16 protein-coding genes are annotated in these 16121 nt (G+C 57.7%); 9 read left to right on the forward strand and 7 right to left on the reverse strand.

Going from position 1 to position 16121, the window contains the following annotated elements; all coding sequences use genetic code 11:
* Positions 1–47 precede the first annotated feature (47 nt).
* Positions 48–1052, forward strand: coding sequence for a GlxA family transcriptional regulator (locus ACXAH8_RS03285; RefSeq protein ID WP_170548735.1), 1005 nt, complete (start codon positions 48–50; stop codon positions 1050–1052).
* A gap of 7 nt (positions 1053–1059) precedes the next feature.
* Here ACXAH8_RS03285 and ACXAH8_RS03290 read toward each other — a convergent pair whose 3' ends face one another.
* Positions 1060–1587: a GNAT family N-acetyltransferase gene (locus tag ACXAH8_RS03290; protein ID WP_475216006.1), complete on the reverse strand. Its 528-nt coding sequence runs from the start codon at positions 1585–1587 to the stop codon at positions 1060–1062.
* 80 nt (positions 1588–1667) lie between these two features.
* A complete protein-coding gene (locus ACXAH8_RS03295; RefSeq protein ID WP_475216008.1) occupies positions 1668–2768 on the reverse strand; it encodes a PQQ-dependent sugar dehydrogenase in 1101 nt (366 codons plus the stop codon).
* A 151-nt stretch (positions 2769–2919) separates the two neighbouring features.
* Here ACXAH8_RS03295 and ACXAH8_RS03300 point away from each other — a divergent pair, with 151 nt between their 5' ends.
* The 7 genes from ACXAH8_RS03300 (at position 2920) to ACXAH8_RS03330 (ending at position 9042) form a co-directional block, all read left to right on the forward strand.
* Entirely contained in the window at positions 2920–4101 is a 1182-nt protein-coding gene (locus tag ACXAH8_RS03300) for an ABC transporter substrate-binding protein (protein WP_170458188.1), read from the forward strand.
* A 127-nt stretch (positions 4102–4228) separates the two neighbouring features.
* Positions 4229–5017 (forward strand): ABC transporter ATP-binding protein, encoded by a 789-nt coding sequence (locus ACXAH8_RS03305; RefSeq protein WP_170458187.1) that lies wholly within the window; start codon positions 4229–4231, stop codon positions 5015–5017.
* On the forward strand, positions 5014–5844 hold the full coding sequence (locus tag ACXAH8_RS03310) for an ABC transporter ATP-binding protein (RefSeq protein ID WP_475216011.1): 831 nt from the start codon (positions 5014–5016) through the stop codon (positions 5842–5844). Before ACXAH8_RS03305 ends, ACXAH8_RS03310 begins: the two co-directional genes overlap by 4 nt.
* A gap of 115 nt (positions 5845–5959) precedes the next feature.
* Positions 5960–6280, forward strand: a complete 321-nt coding sequence (locus ACXAH8_RS03315; protein WP_475216013.1) for a hypothetical protein — start codon at positions 5960–5962, stop codon at positions 6278–6280.
* Positions 6280–7290 carry a branched-chain amino acid ABC transporter permease gene (locus ACXAH8_RS03320; RefSeq protein WP_170638716.1) on the forward strand — a complete coding sequence of 337 codons (1011 nt, stop codon included), beginning with the start codon at positions 6280–6282 and terminating at the stop codon, positions 7288–7290. The genes ACXAH8_RS03315 and ACXAH8_RS03320 overlap by 1 nt, the downstream gene beginning before the upstream one ends.
* Positions 7287–8600: a branched-chain amino acid ABC transporter permease gene (locus tag ACXAH8_RS03325; RefSeq protein ID WP_170548748.1), complete on the forward strand. Its 1314-nt coding sequence runs from the start codon at positions 7287–7289 to the stop codon at positions 8598–8600. The genes ACXAH8_RS03320 and ACXAH8_RS03325 overlap by 4 nt, the downstream gene beginning before the upstream one ends.
* A 169-nt stretch (positions 8601–8769) precedes the next feature.
* Positions 8770–9042, forward strand: a complete 273-nt coding sequence (locus ACXAH8_RS03330) for a hypothetical protein (protein ID WP_475216016.1) — start codon at positions 8770–8772, stop codon at positions 9040–9042.
* Between the two features lie 32 nt (positions 9043–9074).
* Here the strand turns inward: ACXAH8_RS03330 and ACXAH8_RS03335 are convergent, their stop codons facing one another.
* Positions 9075–10622 (reverse strand): helicase HerA-like domain-containing protein, encoded by a 1548-nt coding sequence (locus ACXAH8_RS03335; RefSeq protein WP_475216018.1) that lies wholly within the window; start codon positions 10620–10622, stop codon positions 9075–9077.
* A gap of 448 nt (positions 10623–11070) precedes the next feature.
* Here ACXAH8_RS03335 and ACXAH8_RS03340 point away from each other — a divergent pair, with 448 nt between their 5' ends.
* Positions 11071–11676 (forward strand): invasion associated locus B family protein, encoded by a 606-nt coding sequence (locus ACXAH8_RS03340; protein ID WP_475216020.1) that lies wholly within the window; start codon positions 11071–11073, stop codon positions 11674–11676.
* 57 nt (positions 11677–11733) lie between these two features.
* Here the strand turns inward: ACXAH8_RS03340 and ACXAH8_RS03345 are convergent, their stop codons facing one another.
* Genes ACXAH8_RS03345 through ACXAH8_RS03360 form a run of 4 tightly spaced genes read right to left on the reverse strand, consistent with a single transcriptional unit; the run spans position 11734 to position 15975 of the window.
* Entirely contained in the window at positions 11734–12942 is a 1209-nt protein-coding gene (locus tag ACXAH8_RS03345) for a beta-ketoacyl-[acyl-carrier-protein] synthase family protein (protein ID WP_170479505.1), read from the reverse strand.
* Between the two features lie 9 nt (positions 12943–12951).
* Positions 12952–13209: an acyl carrier protein gene (locus tag ACXAH8_RS03350; RefSeq protein WP_170373697.1), complete on the reverse strand. Its 258-nt coding sequence runs from the start codon at positions 13207–13209 to the stop codon at positions 12952–12954.
* Between the two features lie 32 nt (positions 13210–13241).
* Entirely contained in the window at positions 13242–14333 is a 1092-nt protein-coding gene (gene lpxD / locus ACXAH8_RS03355) for a UDP-3-O-(3-hydroxymyristoyl)glucosamine N-acyltransferase (protein WP_475216023.1), read from the reverse strand.
* A gap of 37 nt (positions 14334–14370) precedes the next feature.
* The gene (locus ACXAH8_RS03360) at positions 14371–15975 is read right to left on the reverse strand and encodes a L,D-transpeptidase family protein (RefSeq protein WP_475216025.1); all 1605 of its coding nucleotides are present in this window, start codon (positions 15973–15975) and stop codon (positions 14371–14373) included.
* Between the last annotated feature and the right edge of the window lie 146 nt (positions 15976–16121).

Raw genomic sequence — 16121 nt, forward strand, 5'->3', positions numbered from 1 at the left:
CATGCGCGCCCAGGGCGCATCGGCCACCGAATCAAGGACAAAAACCCATGCAAGAACAACGCCAAGTTGTCAAAGTCGACGGTAACGTCGACAAGCCGATCAATTTTGTATTCGTCTTATTGGATGGATTTTCGCTTTTGTCCTTTGCGTCGGCTCTGGACAGCCTGCGCATTGCCAATCGTATGGCTGATAAGCCTGTCTATACGTGGTCTTTGATCGGTGAAGGGGGCGACACAATTACCTGCTCGGCAGGCACGACTTTCAAGCTGGATCAGGACCTGATCGAGCTGCAGCGTGATGACATCGTTCTGATCTGCGGCGGGGTCGAGGTAAAAACCGCAACCACCAAGAAGATCCTGAACTGGATGCGGCGCGAGGCCCGCAAAGGGCTGCGGATCGGTGGCTTGTGTACGGCCGCTTATTCGCTTGCCAAGGCAGGGCTGCTGGAGGGTAAGCGAGCGACCATCCACTGGGAAAACTCGGACAGCTTCATTGAAGAGTTTGACAATGTGGAACTGACCAAATCCGTTTTTCAGGTCGACGGCAACCGGATGACGACCGCGGGGGGCACCTCATCCATTGATCTGATGCTGAAACTGATCGCGAATGACTATGGCGAGGGTCTGGCCAGCGCCGTAGCCGATCAGATGATCTATTCTTCGATCCGCACAGATCAGGACACACAGCGCTTGTCCACGCCCACTCGGATTGGGGTCCGGCATCCGAAGCTCAGCCAGGTCATCCTGATGATGGAAAAGAACATCGAAGAGCCGATCTCGCCTTCGATTCTGGCCAAGGATGTCGGCATGTCGACCCGGCAGCTGGAGCGTCTGTTCCGCCGCTACCTGAGCCGCTCACCCAAACGGTACTACATGGAGTTGCGGCTGCACAAAGCCCGCAACCTGCTGATGCAGACGGATATGAGCGTGATCAACGTGGCTCTGGCCTGCGGTTTCGCCTCGCCGAGCCATTTCTCGAAATGCTACCGGGCGCACTACAACACCACGCCATACCGTGAGCGTGGGGCACAGTCGGGACGGCTGTCCGTGTAAAGCCGCTTTACAGGGTCTTCTCAAAATAGTGCAGATGGGGCCTAAGCATGGGCTGATCCAGATAGGTCGTCGTCTCAATGGGTTCGGACAGTTCGACAAATCCCAGTTTCGGATACAGGTCCCTCATTTCGACATTCGGAGTAAGTGTGTCAGCCACAAGGCGTTTTAACCCCAGCGTGCGGGCCGCCTCCTCTCGGGCTTGTATCATGGCACGCCCCGCACCTGTGCCGCGCGCGGCTTCGGTCACGAACACGCGTTTCAATTCGCCGGTGTCCTGATCCAGCCGTTTCATCATGCCACAGCCGATGATCTTACCCGTGCTGTCTCGCGTCAGAACCAGGCACCCGTTTGGCGGCAGATAGTCCTCTGAGTGTGCCCAAAACTCGGCCAGCGCGCTTTGCGGCGCAGCCGGATCGATTTCAAACCCCATGGCCGTCATGCGCTCAACGATCAACGCATAATATTGGGACAGGATGCCGTTCAACTCATCCTGATCTGGCAGCGTGTCACACATTTCAATCGAAAAGTCGCGCAATGGACCGTACCCTCAGATGGTTTCTTGATACAGGATCAAGCTCGGTTACTCGGCAACAGTCAAGGAGGGCGAGCACTGATCTATCTATCCGGGGAAAGCCGGAAAACTGCCCCATTGCCTACGGAAATGAACCAGATCGACCCATCCGGGGCCTCAACGATATCCCGGACCCGCTCTGTTTCGGGGCCTCTGATCTGTTCGACCTCGCGCAGTGGGTTGCCGTCCAGCCGGGCGATGTAATCAAACTTGAGCGATCCCACGAAGATGTCGCCTTTCCATTCCGGCCAGAGCGCACCTGAATAGACCATCAACCCCGACGGCGCGATTGAAGGGTCCCAATAGTGGCGTGGCTGCTCCATCCCATCTTTGGAAGTGCCTTCGCCTATCGTCTTGCCCGAGTAGTGCTTGCCATAGGAAATGACGGGCCAGCCGTAGTTCAGCCCCGGTTGCACGAGGTTGACCTCATCCCCTCCGCGCGCGCCATGCTCGGATGTCCAAAGACGCCCCTGAGCATCCAGATCGGCGCCCTGAGGGTTGCGGTGCCCGTAGGACCAGATCTCGGGCCGAATATTCGCCTGCCCGACAAAGGGGTTGTCGGCAGGAACCGAGCCATCCCGATTGATGCGGATAATCGACCCGATTGGGTTTGAGCGGTCCTGAGCCTGCGGCCGATCCCCCCGATCCCCGATGGTGACAAACAAACTGCCGTCTTCCGCCTCAACCACCCGGGAGCCAAAGTGACGCCCGCCCGAGCCTCCGGGCGTGGCCTCGAACAGGATACGCGTGTTGGTCAGGCGTTTGCCGTTCTCTGACAGGCGCGCGACGGCCAGCGCGGTGCCAGCCCCATTGCTCTGAGGTTTCGAGAAGGTCAGAAAAACCTCGCGCGTCTGTGGGAAATCCCTCGCGATGGTCACGTCCAGCAAGCCGCCCTGCCCTCTGGCGGCCACTTTCGGCACCCCCTTCACTTTTTGAGATTTCCCGTCCGACACATAAAGCACATCGCCATCCCGTTCGGTCACCAGAAACGATCCATCGGGCAGGATGCCTACGGCCCAGGGCGCATCCAGTCCCTCGATCATCGGCTCGATCTGAACCGTACCTTGGGATGTCTCAAGCTCCTCAGCGGAGGCGAGACCTGTGCTGATCATCAAGGCAAGAATCGCAAAGGGTCTGAGCGTCATGGGTCTTCCTTTCGGACTGACAGCGTTATCACCATGAGAACAAATAGGATTATGGAGCGTAAAAACACGATTGCGTTAGGACTTTTCTTTTCCGGATTGCTTGCCTAGGGTCATGCGCAGAACGAATACGTTCACAATAGGGAGTAACCATATGAAAAAGCTGCTGACTGCAACTGCAGCCTCCGCTCTGCTGGCGGGTACCGCAATGGCCGAAGACGTCAAGCTGGGCGTTCTGTTCGGCTTCACCGGCCCGATTGAATCGCTGGCACCTGCCATGGGTTCGGGCGCCGAGATGGCGATGGCCGAAGTCACCGAATCCGGCAAGCTGCTGGACGGAGCAACCGTGACTGCAACCCGCGCAGATACCGGCTGTATCGACAACGGCCTGTCCACGTCGAACGGCGAGCGCATGATCGCTGACGGCGTTGCTGGCATCATCGGCGGTGACTGCTCGGGCGTGACTGGCGCGATCCTGCAGAACGTCGCGATTCCGAACGGCATGGTGATGATCTCGCCATCGGCCACCTCGCCCGGTCTGTCGACCATGGAAGACAATGGCCTGTTCTTCCGTACCGCGCCATCGGATGCGCGTGAAGGTCAGGTGATGGCCGACATCCTGAACGATCGCGGGATCAGCTCGATCGCTCTGACCTACACCAACAACGACTACGGCAAGGGTCTGGCGGATGCGATCCAGTCCTCGTTCGAGGCTTCGGGTGGTGAAGTGACCATCGTCGCAGCCCACGAAGACGGCAAGGCCGACTACTCGGCCGAAGTTGGTGCGTTGGCCTCGGCCGGTGGCGACATTCTGGTCGTTGCGGGCTACCTGGACCAAGGCGGTCTGGGCATCATCCAGTCGGCTCTGGACAGCGGCGCGTTTGACACGTTCGGTCTGCCCGGCGGCATGATCGGTGACTCGCTGCCTGCCAATGTCGGTCCGGACCTGAACGGTTCGTTCGGTCAGATCGCTGGTTCGGGTGGTGAAGGCGCTGAAAAGTACTTTGCCATGGCCGAAGCTGCAGGTTTCGACGGCTCGTCGCCCTACTCGCCTGAATCCTATGACGCCGCTGCCCTGTTCATGCTGGCCATGCAGGCCGCAGGTTCGACCAACCCAGCGGACTATGGTTCCAAGATCATGGACGTCGCCAACGAACCTGGTGAGAAGATCTACCCGGGTGAACTGGCCAAGGGTCTGGAACTGCTCGCTGCCGGTCAGGAGATCGACTATGTCGGTGCCTCCGGTGTTGAGTTGATCGGCCCCGGTGAAAGCGCGGGATCCTACCGTGAGATCGAAGTCACCGACGGCGAGAACAAAACCGTCAACTTCCGTTGATCCAAGGTTAACAGTCATAAAAACAAGCAGCCCGGGCCTTGTGTCCGGGCTGTTTCAATGACAAAAGCCCGCACCATTCGTACAGGGATGTGGCAACAACGCCGGAAAACGGCGGCTAGGGGAAAAGATGATCGTCGTCGAAGACGTGCATAAGCATTTCGGCGGGTTTCATGCGGTGGACGGGGCATCGCTGGAAATCCAAAAGGGCTCGATCACCGGTCTGATCGGACCGAACGGGGCCGGAAAAACCACTTTGTTCAACGTGATCGCGGGTGTTTTGCCTCCAACCAGCGGCAAGGTGGTAATGGATGGTGAAGATATCACCGGCCTGCCCCCACATGAGCTGTTTCACAAGGGCCTGCTGCGCACCTTCCAGATCGCGCATGAGTTCTCGTCGATGACGTGCCGCGAGAACCTGATGATGGTGCCCGGTGCGCAATCCGGGGAATCGCTTTGGAACACATGGTTCGGTCGCAAAAGGATTGCTGATGAGGAACGCGCGCTTCGGGCCAAGGCTGATGAGGTGCTGGAGTTCCTGACCATCGAGCATCTGGCCGATCACAAGGCGGGTCAGGTCTCGGGCGGGCAGAAGAAGCTGCTGGAACTTGGTCGCACCATGATGGTCGATGCCAAGATCGTTTTTCTGGACGAGGTCGGCGCGGGTGTGAACCGCACCCTGCTGATGACCATTGGCGACACGATCCTGCGTCTGAACAAGGAACGTGGCTATACTTTCGTCGTCATCGAGCATGACATGGATTTCATCGGAAAGATCTGTGACCCCGTCATTTGCATGGCCGAGGGCAAGGTGCTGGCCGAGGGGACTTTGGACGAGATCAAAGCCAATGAACACGTGATCGAGGCCTATCTGGGCACCGGCCTGAAAAACAAAGACAAGCTGGAGGCCGGGGCGTGAGCGATAATCCTTATCACGACGACAAAGGCAACAAGGACGCGTCGATCACGACCACGCATGGCGTCGGCACCATGACCCCGGCCCATCGCAAAAGCGGCGTGACACAAAAGGTCGATGGTGGGCCATTTCTGATCGGCGACACGATGACAGGTGGCTACGGCAAAGGGCCGGACATTCTGCACGACTGCACCATCGCCGTTGATCGGGGCGAGATCGCGGTCATCGTCGGGCCAAACGGCGCGGGCAAGTCCACTGCGATGAAGGCCGTTTTCGGAATGCTGGATGTGCGCTCGGGCGCCGTTCGGTTGGACGGGGAGGATATCACTGCGCTTACGCCGCAGGATCGGGTGATGCGTGGCATGGGTTTTGTGCCCCAGACCTCGAATATTTTTACCTCGATGACGGTGGAAGAGAACCTTGAGATGGGTGCCTTTATCCGCCGGGACGATTTCTCGGACACGATGGAGCAAGTCTATGAGTTGTTCCCCATCCTCCGCGATAAACGCCATCAAGCGGCCGGCGAACTGTCGGGCGGTCAGCGCCAGCAGGTCGCCGTGGGCCGCGCGCTGATGACTCAGCCGAAAGTACTTATGCTGGACGAGCCGACCGCTGGTGTCTCGCCCATCGTGATGGATGAGTTGTTTGACCGGATCATCGAGGTCTCGCGCACCGGTTTGCCGATCCTGATGGTCGAACAGAACGCCCGCCAGGCCTTGGAGATCGCGGACAAGGGATATGTGCTGGTTCAGGGGCGGAACGCCTATACCGGTACGGGCAAGGAACTTCTGGCCGATCCCGAAGTGCGTAAGAGTTTCTTGGGGGGGTGAAGTGAGGTCCGCAATAACGATCGCATTTGCCTCAATGTGCAGTACGGCTTGGGCGGCGCCTTGCATCCTACAAGAGGCCTGCGCAGACGTGCAAAACTGTGTAGCTGGCGAACTCATGCTTGAGTTGCTAGGCTCTCCGCCCGAGCGTATAGAAAGCAACTTTGGTGACTTTTCAGTCGATCAGATCGCCAAGGCCGGTGATATCACCTCCAAAATTCGCTTGTCTAATGGGCAAGAGTGGACGGCCGTTTCAAAAAGCGACTTGTTAGTGGCGTCCCGAACCGAAGACGACAGACACGAGCATATGTATGTGACCAAGACTTCGACCACCGAACTAACCGTGACACTGGTCACCCAACCATTGCGTTATGTCGATTATGCGAAAGCTAACAATGGACGACGCACTTTCTCTGGAAAATGCGAGCAGGAGTTTTAATGGACTTCCTCAACGCCCTTGTGGCGCTCTCCAACTTCGTTCTTGTTCCCGCGATCGCCTATGGCAGCCAGTTGGCGCTGGGCGCTTTGGGGGTGACGCTGATCTACGGCATCCTGCGGTTCTCGAACTTTGCCCATGGCGACACCATGGCCTTTGGCGCGATGATCGCCGTTCTGGTTACATGGGGCTTGCAGGCCGCAGGGGTCAGTTTCGGGCCGTTGCCGACGGCTCTGCTTGCCCTGCCCTTTGCCATTCTGGGCTGTATTGTTCTGGTGCTGATCACTGACCGGCTGGTCTATCGCTTCTACCGCGAACAAAAGGCCAAACCGGTTATTCTGGTGATCGTGTCCATGGGCGTGATGTTCATCATGAACGGTATCGTCCGGTTTATCATCGGGCCGGATGATCAGCGGTTCTCGGACGGCGCGCGGTTTCTGATCAAGGCACGGGATTTCAAGGAATGGACCGGGTTGAACGAAGGACTCGCGATCAAGACTTCTCAGGCCATAACGGTCGTTGTGGCAGTGATCGCCGTGGCCGCTCTGTTCTGGTTTTTGAACAAAACCCGGACCGGCAAATCGATGCGCGCCTATTCGGACAATGAGGATCTGGCGCTGCTGTCCGGCATCAATCCTGAACGCGTGGTGATGATCACCTGGATCATCGTGGCTGCACTGGCGACCACGGCGGGCGTGCTTTATGGCCTCGACAAGAGCTTCAAGCCCTTTGTCTATTTCCAGCTTCTGCTGCCGATCTTTGCCTCGGCCATTGTCGGAGGTTTGGGCAACCCTCTGGGTGCTATAGCGGGTGGGTTCATCATTGCGTTTTCCGAGGTGACGATCACATACGCCTGGAAGAAAGTGCTGACCTATCTTGCCCCTGAAAATCTGGAGCCATCGGGATTGGTTCAGTTCCTCTCTACCGATTACAAATTCGCCGTCAGCTTTGCCATCCTGCTGATTGTGCTTCTGTTTAAGCCCACGGGCCTGTTCAAAGGAAAATCGGTATGAGCGAGGTTACCAAGAACACCCTGCTTTTCGTCACAGTTGGCGCGCTGATCCTTTTGACGGGATTCACGCAAAGTTGGAACGCCGCGATCCTGATCCTGAACATGGGGCTGATCTCGGCCATCATGTCGATTGGTGTGAACCTGCAATGGGGATTTGCGGGCCTTTTCAACGTTGGCGTCATGGGCTTTGTGGCTTTGGGTGGGCTGGCCGTTGTCCTGATCTCGACCCCGCCAACGCCCGGGGCATGGTCCGAGGGCGGTTATGGCGTCATTCTGGCGCTGCTTCTGGGGGCCGCGACTGTTGTTGCGACCGTCATGGTCGCTCAGAAGATGCCCAAAGGGCGCGCGCGGACACTGGCTATCGTCGGAATCCTCATCGTCGGCTTCTTTGTTTACCGTGCGATCTTTGACCCGAACGTCGCCGCGATTGAGGCGATTGATCCTGCCGTTGCCGGCAATATCGGTGGTCTGAACCTGCCGGTCTTGCTTGCCTGGCCTGCCGGAGGGTTACTGGCCGCAGGGGCGGCATGGCTAATTGGCAAGACAGCTCTGGGTTTGCGTTCGGACTATCTGGCGATTGCGACCCTTGGTATTGCCGAGATCATCATTGCCGTCATGAAGAACGAGGACTGGCTGGCCCGTGGCGTCAAGAACGTCTATGGCATCCCGCGCCCCTCGCCCGTGGTGGGCTATGAAGTTGAGCTGCAGCAAGACCCTTCATTCCTTGCGCGGGCGGACTGGCTGGGGCTTGATCCGGTGATCGCCTCGACCCTTTCGGTCAAGCTGGGCTATTCGCTGCTGTTCCTGATCGTTCTGCTGGTTCTGCTCTGGATGGCGCAGATGGCGCTCAAAAGCCCATGGGGCCGGATGATGCGCGCCATTCGTGACAATGAAGTCGCGGCTGAGGCGATGGGCAAAGATGTCACCCGCCGCCACCTACAGATCTTTGTGCTTGGCTCTGCCATCTGCGGTATCGCCGGTGCGATGATGACCACGCTAGACGGTCAGCTGACGCCGGGCACCTACAACCCCTTGCGCTTTACCTTCCTTGTCTGGGTAATGGTAATTGTCGGTGGGTCGGGCAACAATTTCGGCGCCGTGCTGGGTGCGTTCCTGATCTGGTTCTTGTGGGTCCAGGTCGAACCGATGGGCCTGTGGCTGATGAACCTGATTACCTCGGGCATGCCGGATGGCAGCGCGCTGAAGGCGCATCTGATCGAAAGCGCGGCGCATATGCGGTTGTTCACCATGGGTCTGGTCTTGCTGATTGTTCTCAGATTCAGCCCCCGAGGGCTAATCCCCGAGAAATAGTCGCATCGCGATCACAATCCAGAAGCCGCGCCCCTCAACCGGCGCGGCTTCTTGATTTTTAAAGAGGTTTCTGAGTACACGAGACTACCGCTCGTTGTTCGGACTTTTGGGGTCCGGCCTATGCTCAGAAGAAACCCGACCGATCTCTACGATCATTCGCACTCAATTGATGAGAGTATCAGACTTGACCAAGAAAACACTGATCACCAAAGCCGTTGTCATGCTGCCGGTTCTGGCCGCGCTGACGGCTTGTATTCCGTCGCCCGAAGACCTTGAGACCACTCCTGTTCAGGTTAACACTCCGCAGGGCGTCGTAACCTGTCAGCTTTACCGACATGATCGTGTGACCTGGGACCGAGCAATTGATTTCCCGGCCACTAAGATGTCGGTGAAACAGGCCGATGCCTATTGCCGTCAGGAGGGCCAGCGCCGCCTGAAGTAAGCCGGTTGGCGCCCTGTGCTGGGCGCCTCCGATCAGCGATTTCGGAACAACCCGCCTAGAATTCCCCGCACTATGCGACGGCCGGTTGTTCCCTTCAGCTCTTTAATGACGGCCTCACTCATAGCCGTTGCAAAAGTGTCTTTCTTACGCACTACCCGAGACGTTGAGCGCCCAACCCGGCTACCTGAATACCGGCGCGCCGAGCTATATTCGCGCTCCATCGGGGTTTGTTGTTCGATGATCTCTTCCGCCTCTGCGGCCTCGGCCTCTTTGGCGGCAGCCTCCGCACGGGCTTGCAGGATTTCAAAGGCCGATTTGCGATCGACGGGCGTGTCATATTTCACCGCCATCGGTGAGGCTTGCAGAATACCCTGACGCTCAGATCCCGAAATTGGGCCAAGCTGCGATCCCGGTGGGCGAATCAAAGTCCGCTCGACAATTCCCGGCACGCCTTTTTTCTGCAGCATTGAGGTTACGGCCTCACCAACCCCAACCTCTCGGATCGCGGCCTCGGTATCGAAGGCGGGATTCTCGCGGTAGGTTTCCGCCGCCATACGAAGGTTCTTTCGGTCCCGCGCGGTAAAGGCGCGTAGCGCGTGTTGTACCCGGTTGCCCAACTGCCCCAGAATATCCTCGGGAATGTCAGCGGGGTTCTGCGTGATGAAATACACCCCAACACCCTTGGAGCGGATGAGGCGCGCGACCTGCTCGACCTTGTCGACCAGTACCTTGGGCGCATCATCAAACAGAAGATGCGCTTCGTCGAAAAAGAACACCAGCTTCGGCTTCTCCGGATCACCAACTTCGGGCAGTTCTTCGAACAGTTCGCTCAGCAGCCACAACAGGAACGTGGCATAGAGCCGAGGCGCGCCCATCAGTTTGTCCGAGGCCAGTATGTTCACCATCCCCTGCCCGTTTTCATCCGTTCGCATCAGATCGGCCAGATCCAGCGCGGGTTCTCCGAACAGCTTGGTGCCGCCTTGGTTTTCCAACACCAGAAGACGGCGCTGGATGGCTCCGATAGAGGCCGTCGAGACATTGCCATAGCGCAGAGACAGCTGCGCCCTGTTCTCACCAATCCACACCAGAAGCGCCTGAAGATCCTTAAGATCCAGCAGCGGCATCCCTTCTTCATCAGCGACTCGGAACGCGATGTTGAGAATCCCCTCCTGCGCCTCGCTCAGCTCCATAAGGCGCGACAAAAGCAGAGGTCCCATTTCGGTCACAGTGGTCCGGACCGGGTGCCCTTGTTTGCCGAACAGGTCCCAGAACGTGACCGGACAAGCGGCGTAGGAGAAATCAGAAAAGCCGATCCGTTCCGCGCGCTCGGTAAACGCCTGATGCAGTTTGTGGGTTTCGCTGCCTGCCAGAGCCAAGCCTGACAGGTCTCCTTTGACGTCCGACAGGAAAACAGGCACGCCCGCTTGCGAAAATCCTTCTGCCAGGATTTGCAGAGTGACAGTCTTGCCGGTCCCAGTGGCCCCTGCGATCAGCCCGTGGCGGTTCGCGTATTTCAGCGTCAGACCCTGAGGCGTTCCGTATCCCTCGCCCGCACCGCCCAGAAAAATCTCTTTACCCATGTAATTGCAGCCTTTTTTTCACTGATCCGCAACCAGCATACAAACTTAACCTTTGGCTGCCATAGTCTATTCGTTCCCTTTGTGGCCTCGGGTTGCGAAGGGGACACTTCCTCCCTGTCGACTGGCCGTGCCTTCGGGCACGGCTTTTTTCACTGAAGTGGGCGAATAAACCTGTGCTGATTAGTGCATTAAATTTTTCTGTTAGCGGTTGACCCTTGCTCCCCCCTTTCGTAACGTCTGCGCATAACTAAGTCGGCCAGTCCGACGGGGAGAAAAATTTTGGGAAGAGGGCTGCTCCACCAGCCCTCTTTTCTTTTGCCTGTATTGGTCCTTGAGCGGGGTTTGGCCCAAGAAAACGCTCACATTGATTTCTGCCATTCGGTTAACGACTGACAGCCGCGGCGAAGGATGCTAGATGAGGCAAAACAAACAGCAAACCGAGGCATTCATGTTCAAGAAACTCCTCTCGTTTAATACTCTGGCAGCCGTTCTGATGTGTGGAGCGGTTAGCGCGCAGGAAACGACTTCCGAAGGCACGACCACTGAAGGCACTGGGGCCGATGCGGGCGCGGGCCTCGATTTGGGCCAATCCGGTCCTCGTGTAGGTGAGCAATTTGTCAAAGAAGAATCCGGCGATTGGGATGTCTCCTGCATCAAGGCGCCGGAAGGCGAAGATCCCTGTGCGATCGTTCAGGTTCTGAACGGCCCTCAGGGTGATCCGATTGCAGAAGTGTCCATCGGAAAGCTGCCCGAAGGCGGAGCGGCTGTTGCATGGGCCAATGTAATCGTACCGTTGGAGACCCTGCTACAAGCGCAACTGGCCCTGTCGATCGACGGCGCACCGCGCAAGCTCTACAACTACCACCATTGTCTGCCTGTTGGCTGTGTCGCGCAGCTGGGCCTCAGCCAGGGTGACATTGACGCGATGAAAGCGGGCAGCAAAGCGACCTTCTCGCTGGTTCCGGCACGCTTCCCCGATCAGGTCATAACAATGGAAATGTCCCTGTCGGGTTTCACTTCGGGCTTTGACGGTCTGGCCATTAACGTCAACTAAGTCGGCTGCGAATAGATATCGCCGCCACAGCTTTGTGGCGGCGGTTTTCTTTGCAGCTCAGACGCTTTTGAGCGCCAAGACCGCGTTTAACCCGCCGAACGCAAACGCATTGCTGAGCGCCACGTCGACCTTGGCTTCACGCGCGACATTTGGCACCACGTCCAGCGCGCATTCCGGGTCGGGTTCTTCATAACCGATAGTGGGCGCGATGACTCCGTCCCGCAGCGCCATTATACAGGCCAGAAGCTCTACCGCTCCGGTGCCTCCGATCAGGTGGCCGTGCATGGATTTAGTTGATGAGATCATCAAATCATCTGCATGCGGTCCAAACACATCAGCTACGGCGGCACATTCCGTTTTGTCATTTGCCGCAGTACCTGTGCCATGTGCATTGATATAGCACACATCGCTGGCGTTCAGCTTGGCATCCGCCAACGCGCCCGCCATCGCTCGTGCGGCCCCCTGCTTGCTGGGCATCACGATATCCGAGGCGTCCGAAGACATGGCGAAGCCAACAACCTCGCACAGGATATCTGCGCCCCGCGCGCGGGCATGTTCGTATTCCTCGAACACAAAGACACCAGCACCCTCGCCCTGCACCATCCCGTTGCGGTTGGCGCTGAAGGGGCGGCAGGCATCCTTGGACATCACGCGCAGACCTTCCCAGGCCTTCACACCGCCGAAACACAGCATGGACTCGGAACCACCCGTGATCATCGCAGGAGCGGCACCGCTGCGCACCATCTGAAACGCTTGCGCCATTGCATGGTTCGAGGATGCACAAGCCGTCGAAACCGTAAAGCTGGGGCCTTTCAGGTTATGCTCCATTGAGACATGGCTGGCCGCCGCGTTGTTCATCAGCTTGGGCACAACAAAGGGATGCACCCGGTTCTTACCGTCCTCATAGACCGAGCGGTAATTGTCATCCCAGGTCGAGACACCTCCGCCCGCCGTGCCCAGAACCACGCCGGATCGTGCCGCGAGCTCGCCGTGGAACTGAATGCCCGACTGGTCGATCGCCTCTTTCGCGGCTGTCAGGGTGAACTGCGTGAACCGATCGTAGAGAGACATCTGCTGTCGGTTAAAGCGCCCTTCGGCCTCGAACCCCCGTACCTGACCGCCGATCTTAATCGCCAGACGGTCAACATCGCGGAATTCAAGATCCGAGATACCGCAACGCCCTTCGCGCATGGCCTCGAGCGTGTCGGGGACCGAATGACCCAGCGAGTTGATGGTGCCCGCCCCGGTAATGACAACCCGTTTCATTGTTTTGGGTCAGACCTTTTCCGACACAAGCTGTTCGATGCCCGCAATGATCGCGGCCACGTTCGAGATGTCGAAATCATTCGCCTCGGGCTCATTGGCGTTGAAGGGAACCGAGATGTCGAACTCTTCCTCGATGGCAAAGATGCTTTCGACCAAACCCAAGCTGTCGATGCCCAGATCTGCAAGTGTGCTGTCGGGTGTGACATCCGATGGCTCCAGAACGGCCTGCTCTGCAATGATTGCGATGACGCGGTCGCTGATGCTCATGTTGATCCCCTGGCTATCAATCTGAGGATGATTTAATCGCTCGGAGACTGTTTGAAAACAGCCTTTTTCAATGCCTCGACGTCGCGAGCCATGCGCGGCAAGCGGCGTTGAGCCTTGTAGATCTCGGTATGGGTTTCCATCTTGACGCTCGGATAGCCCATGACCACACGTCCGGCCGGTACGTTGGACAGGATCTTGGTGGCGCCCCCCGCGATCACGCCATCGCCGACGAAGATATTGTCGGCCACGCCAGTCTGACCGCCAAGAACCACGTTGTTTCCCACATCGACTGAGCCGGACAATCCACTTTGACCGCACAGCAGACAATCGCGCCCTATGCGCGCGTTGTGCCCCACATGCACAAGGTTATCGAGCTTCGAACCATCGCCAATCCGCGTGTTTCGGATCGTACCATTGTCGATCGTACAGTTGGAACCTACCTCGACATCATCGCCGATTTCCACCGCGCCCAGAGAATGGATACGCAGCCAGCTTTGCGCTTTTGCATCGCCTTGATCGCCCAACGTCTTGCGCGCGTTTTCAACACCTGAAATCTCAGGAGTAACAAAGCTGAACCCGTCGGAACCGATACGCGCGCCGGGTTGGGCGATGAAGCGGTCTCCGATTTGCGCACGCGCACCGATGCTGACCATTTCGCGCAGATGGGCTTGCTCACCCAACACCACGTCCATTCCGATTGTACAGTGCGGACCGATCACCGATCCCGCGCCAATCTTCGCCCGCGCGCCGATAACGGCCAACGGACCGATCGAGACACCCTCAGCAATTTCAGCCGTCGGGTCGATCAAAGCCGAGGGGTGAACACCTGGCTCAACGCCCTGCCCCCGGTCCAGCATTGTCGTGATACCAGCCATCGCCATTCGGGGGCGCGTAACAAAGATCGCAGCGCGCAGGCCCATTGCTTGCCAATCCGCGCCTTCCCACAGCATTGCCGCGCGGGCCTCACCGCCCGAAAGCGTTTCGGCATATTTTGGGGACATTGCCATCGCCAGATCGGTTGGTCCGGCATCACCCGGTTCAGCGGCCCGCAGAATTGTCAGGTCTGTTTCACCCTGACACTCGGCCCCAAGGCTGTCGGCGATCTGTTGGATGGTGAACTGCATAGCGGGCGTCCTCTTGGGCAGGATTTACCCTGAGTGCTTACCCCTGAACGTCCGGCAGGGCCACCCCTGCCTTTTGCAGCGCGTCCCAAATTTTGGCATCGCGGTTATAGACGTCACGGCGATACTGAACCTCACCCTTCGGGCCGATATAGGCGGTGCGATAGATCAGGTGGACGGGCACTTTCTTGTCCAACTTCACCGTCGTTTCTTTGCCGGTATTCAATACACGGTGGAAGAACGCCTTGGGGTCCTCTTCCTGTTTGGACAGCAGCGCATAGGCGAACTCGAAAGGTTGCGCCAGGCGGATGCACCCGTGCGAGAACGCCCGCACTTCACGCGCAAACAGAGATTTCTGAGGCGTATCATGTAGATAGATGTTGTACTTGTTAGGGAACATGAACTTCACCAGCCCTAGCGCATTGCTTTTGCTAGGGGGCTGACGCATCGCGAACGGGAAGTTGCGTGCGGTAAACTGGGTGAAGTCGACAGCTCCTCGATTGACCTGACGACCACTGCGGTCCGTGATCTGGATATGGCCCACCGCGTTCGGGTTCGATTTCAGTTTCGGCAGGTACTCCTTGGTGATGATCGAGCGTGGCACATACCAGCTGGGATTGATCACCATATGTTCCATCTCGTCCGAGAATTCCGGGCTGCGGCGATCATGTACGTTTTTGCCGATCACGGCGCGGGTCTCGAACGTGACCAGCCCGTCATCCACGATCTTTGCCGAGAAGTCGGCCTGATTGACTAGAATATGCCGCTCGCCCCGCTCGCGCGGGAGCCAACGCTCCCGCTCCAAGGCGACATAGACGGCCTTTAAACGGTCCGAAGCCGGTCGGTTCAGCTCGGTGATGGTACCTTGTCCCGCCACACCGTCCGATTCCAGTCCATGTGCTGTTTGGAACGCCTGAACGGCCGCAAGCAGGTCGTCATCAAATTCTGGACTGGCCGTGGGTTTCAGGTAACCCATCGCAACAAGCCGATTGCGCAGTTTGATCACATTCGGACCGGTATCGCCGTATTCCAGTTTAGAGACCGGAACAGTCGGCCCCCACCCGCCTTGGCGTATAAGGTTCTCCAACGCGATCTTTTGCTTCATCAAAGCGCGATATTGGGCGGTCTGCGGGATCAGAGTTTCAAAATACGCTGCACCTTGGGTGTTGAGCGCCTCAAGATGCTGGTTTGCATCACGGCGTTTAACCTCGCGCACTAGGCCATCATCAATACTGGCTGGCCGCAAGGCGCCGGAATAGATGTCATTTGCATAGGTCAGGAAGACGCGAGACAGCTCAGCCTCGACCGTGCCCAAATCGCGAACTGATCGCGCCTCAGCCATCTGATCAACCAGGGCCTGCACGTCAAATGCAGCGGGCAATCCATGACGCTCCATCTCGGACAGGGCTTTGATCAACGCCGCACGGCGTTTGGCGTGTTCCGTTGTATCGCCGACCCACAGAGGGACAAAGCCATTGCCGCGGTAAAATTCAGCAACCTGATCAGAGGGCGAGGTATTCTCGGCAACCGCCATCCGGAACGCCGTGTTCGAACCCTCGCCTGATGACGCGTTCGCGATGGATGCCGTCGCCAGAAAACAGGCGGTGAAAACAAAACTGGTAGTGGTCCGTAACACTGAGAGCATAGGATGGCCTTGGTTCTTCAATAACTTATGCGATGTCTGTCGGAGCTTTATTTATATATGGTTTTCAGCCATTGGGCTTGTCTATTCACAAATACCTTACCTTTTTTCTTCTCTAGCACCCTGATGCGCGTTTGCATCTACCCGAT

It is taken from the genome of Ruegeria sp. ABV3_008, assembly GCF_056161185.1.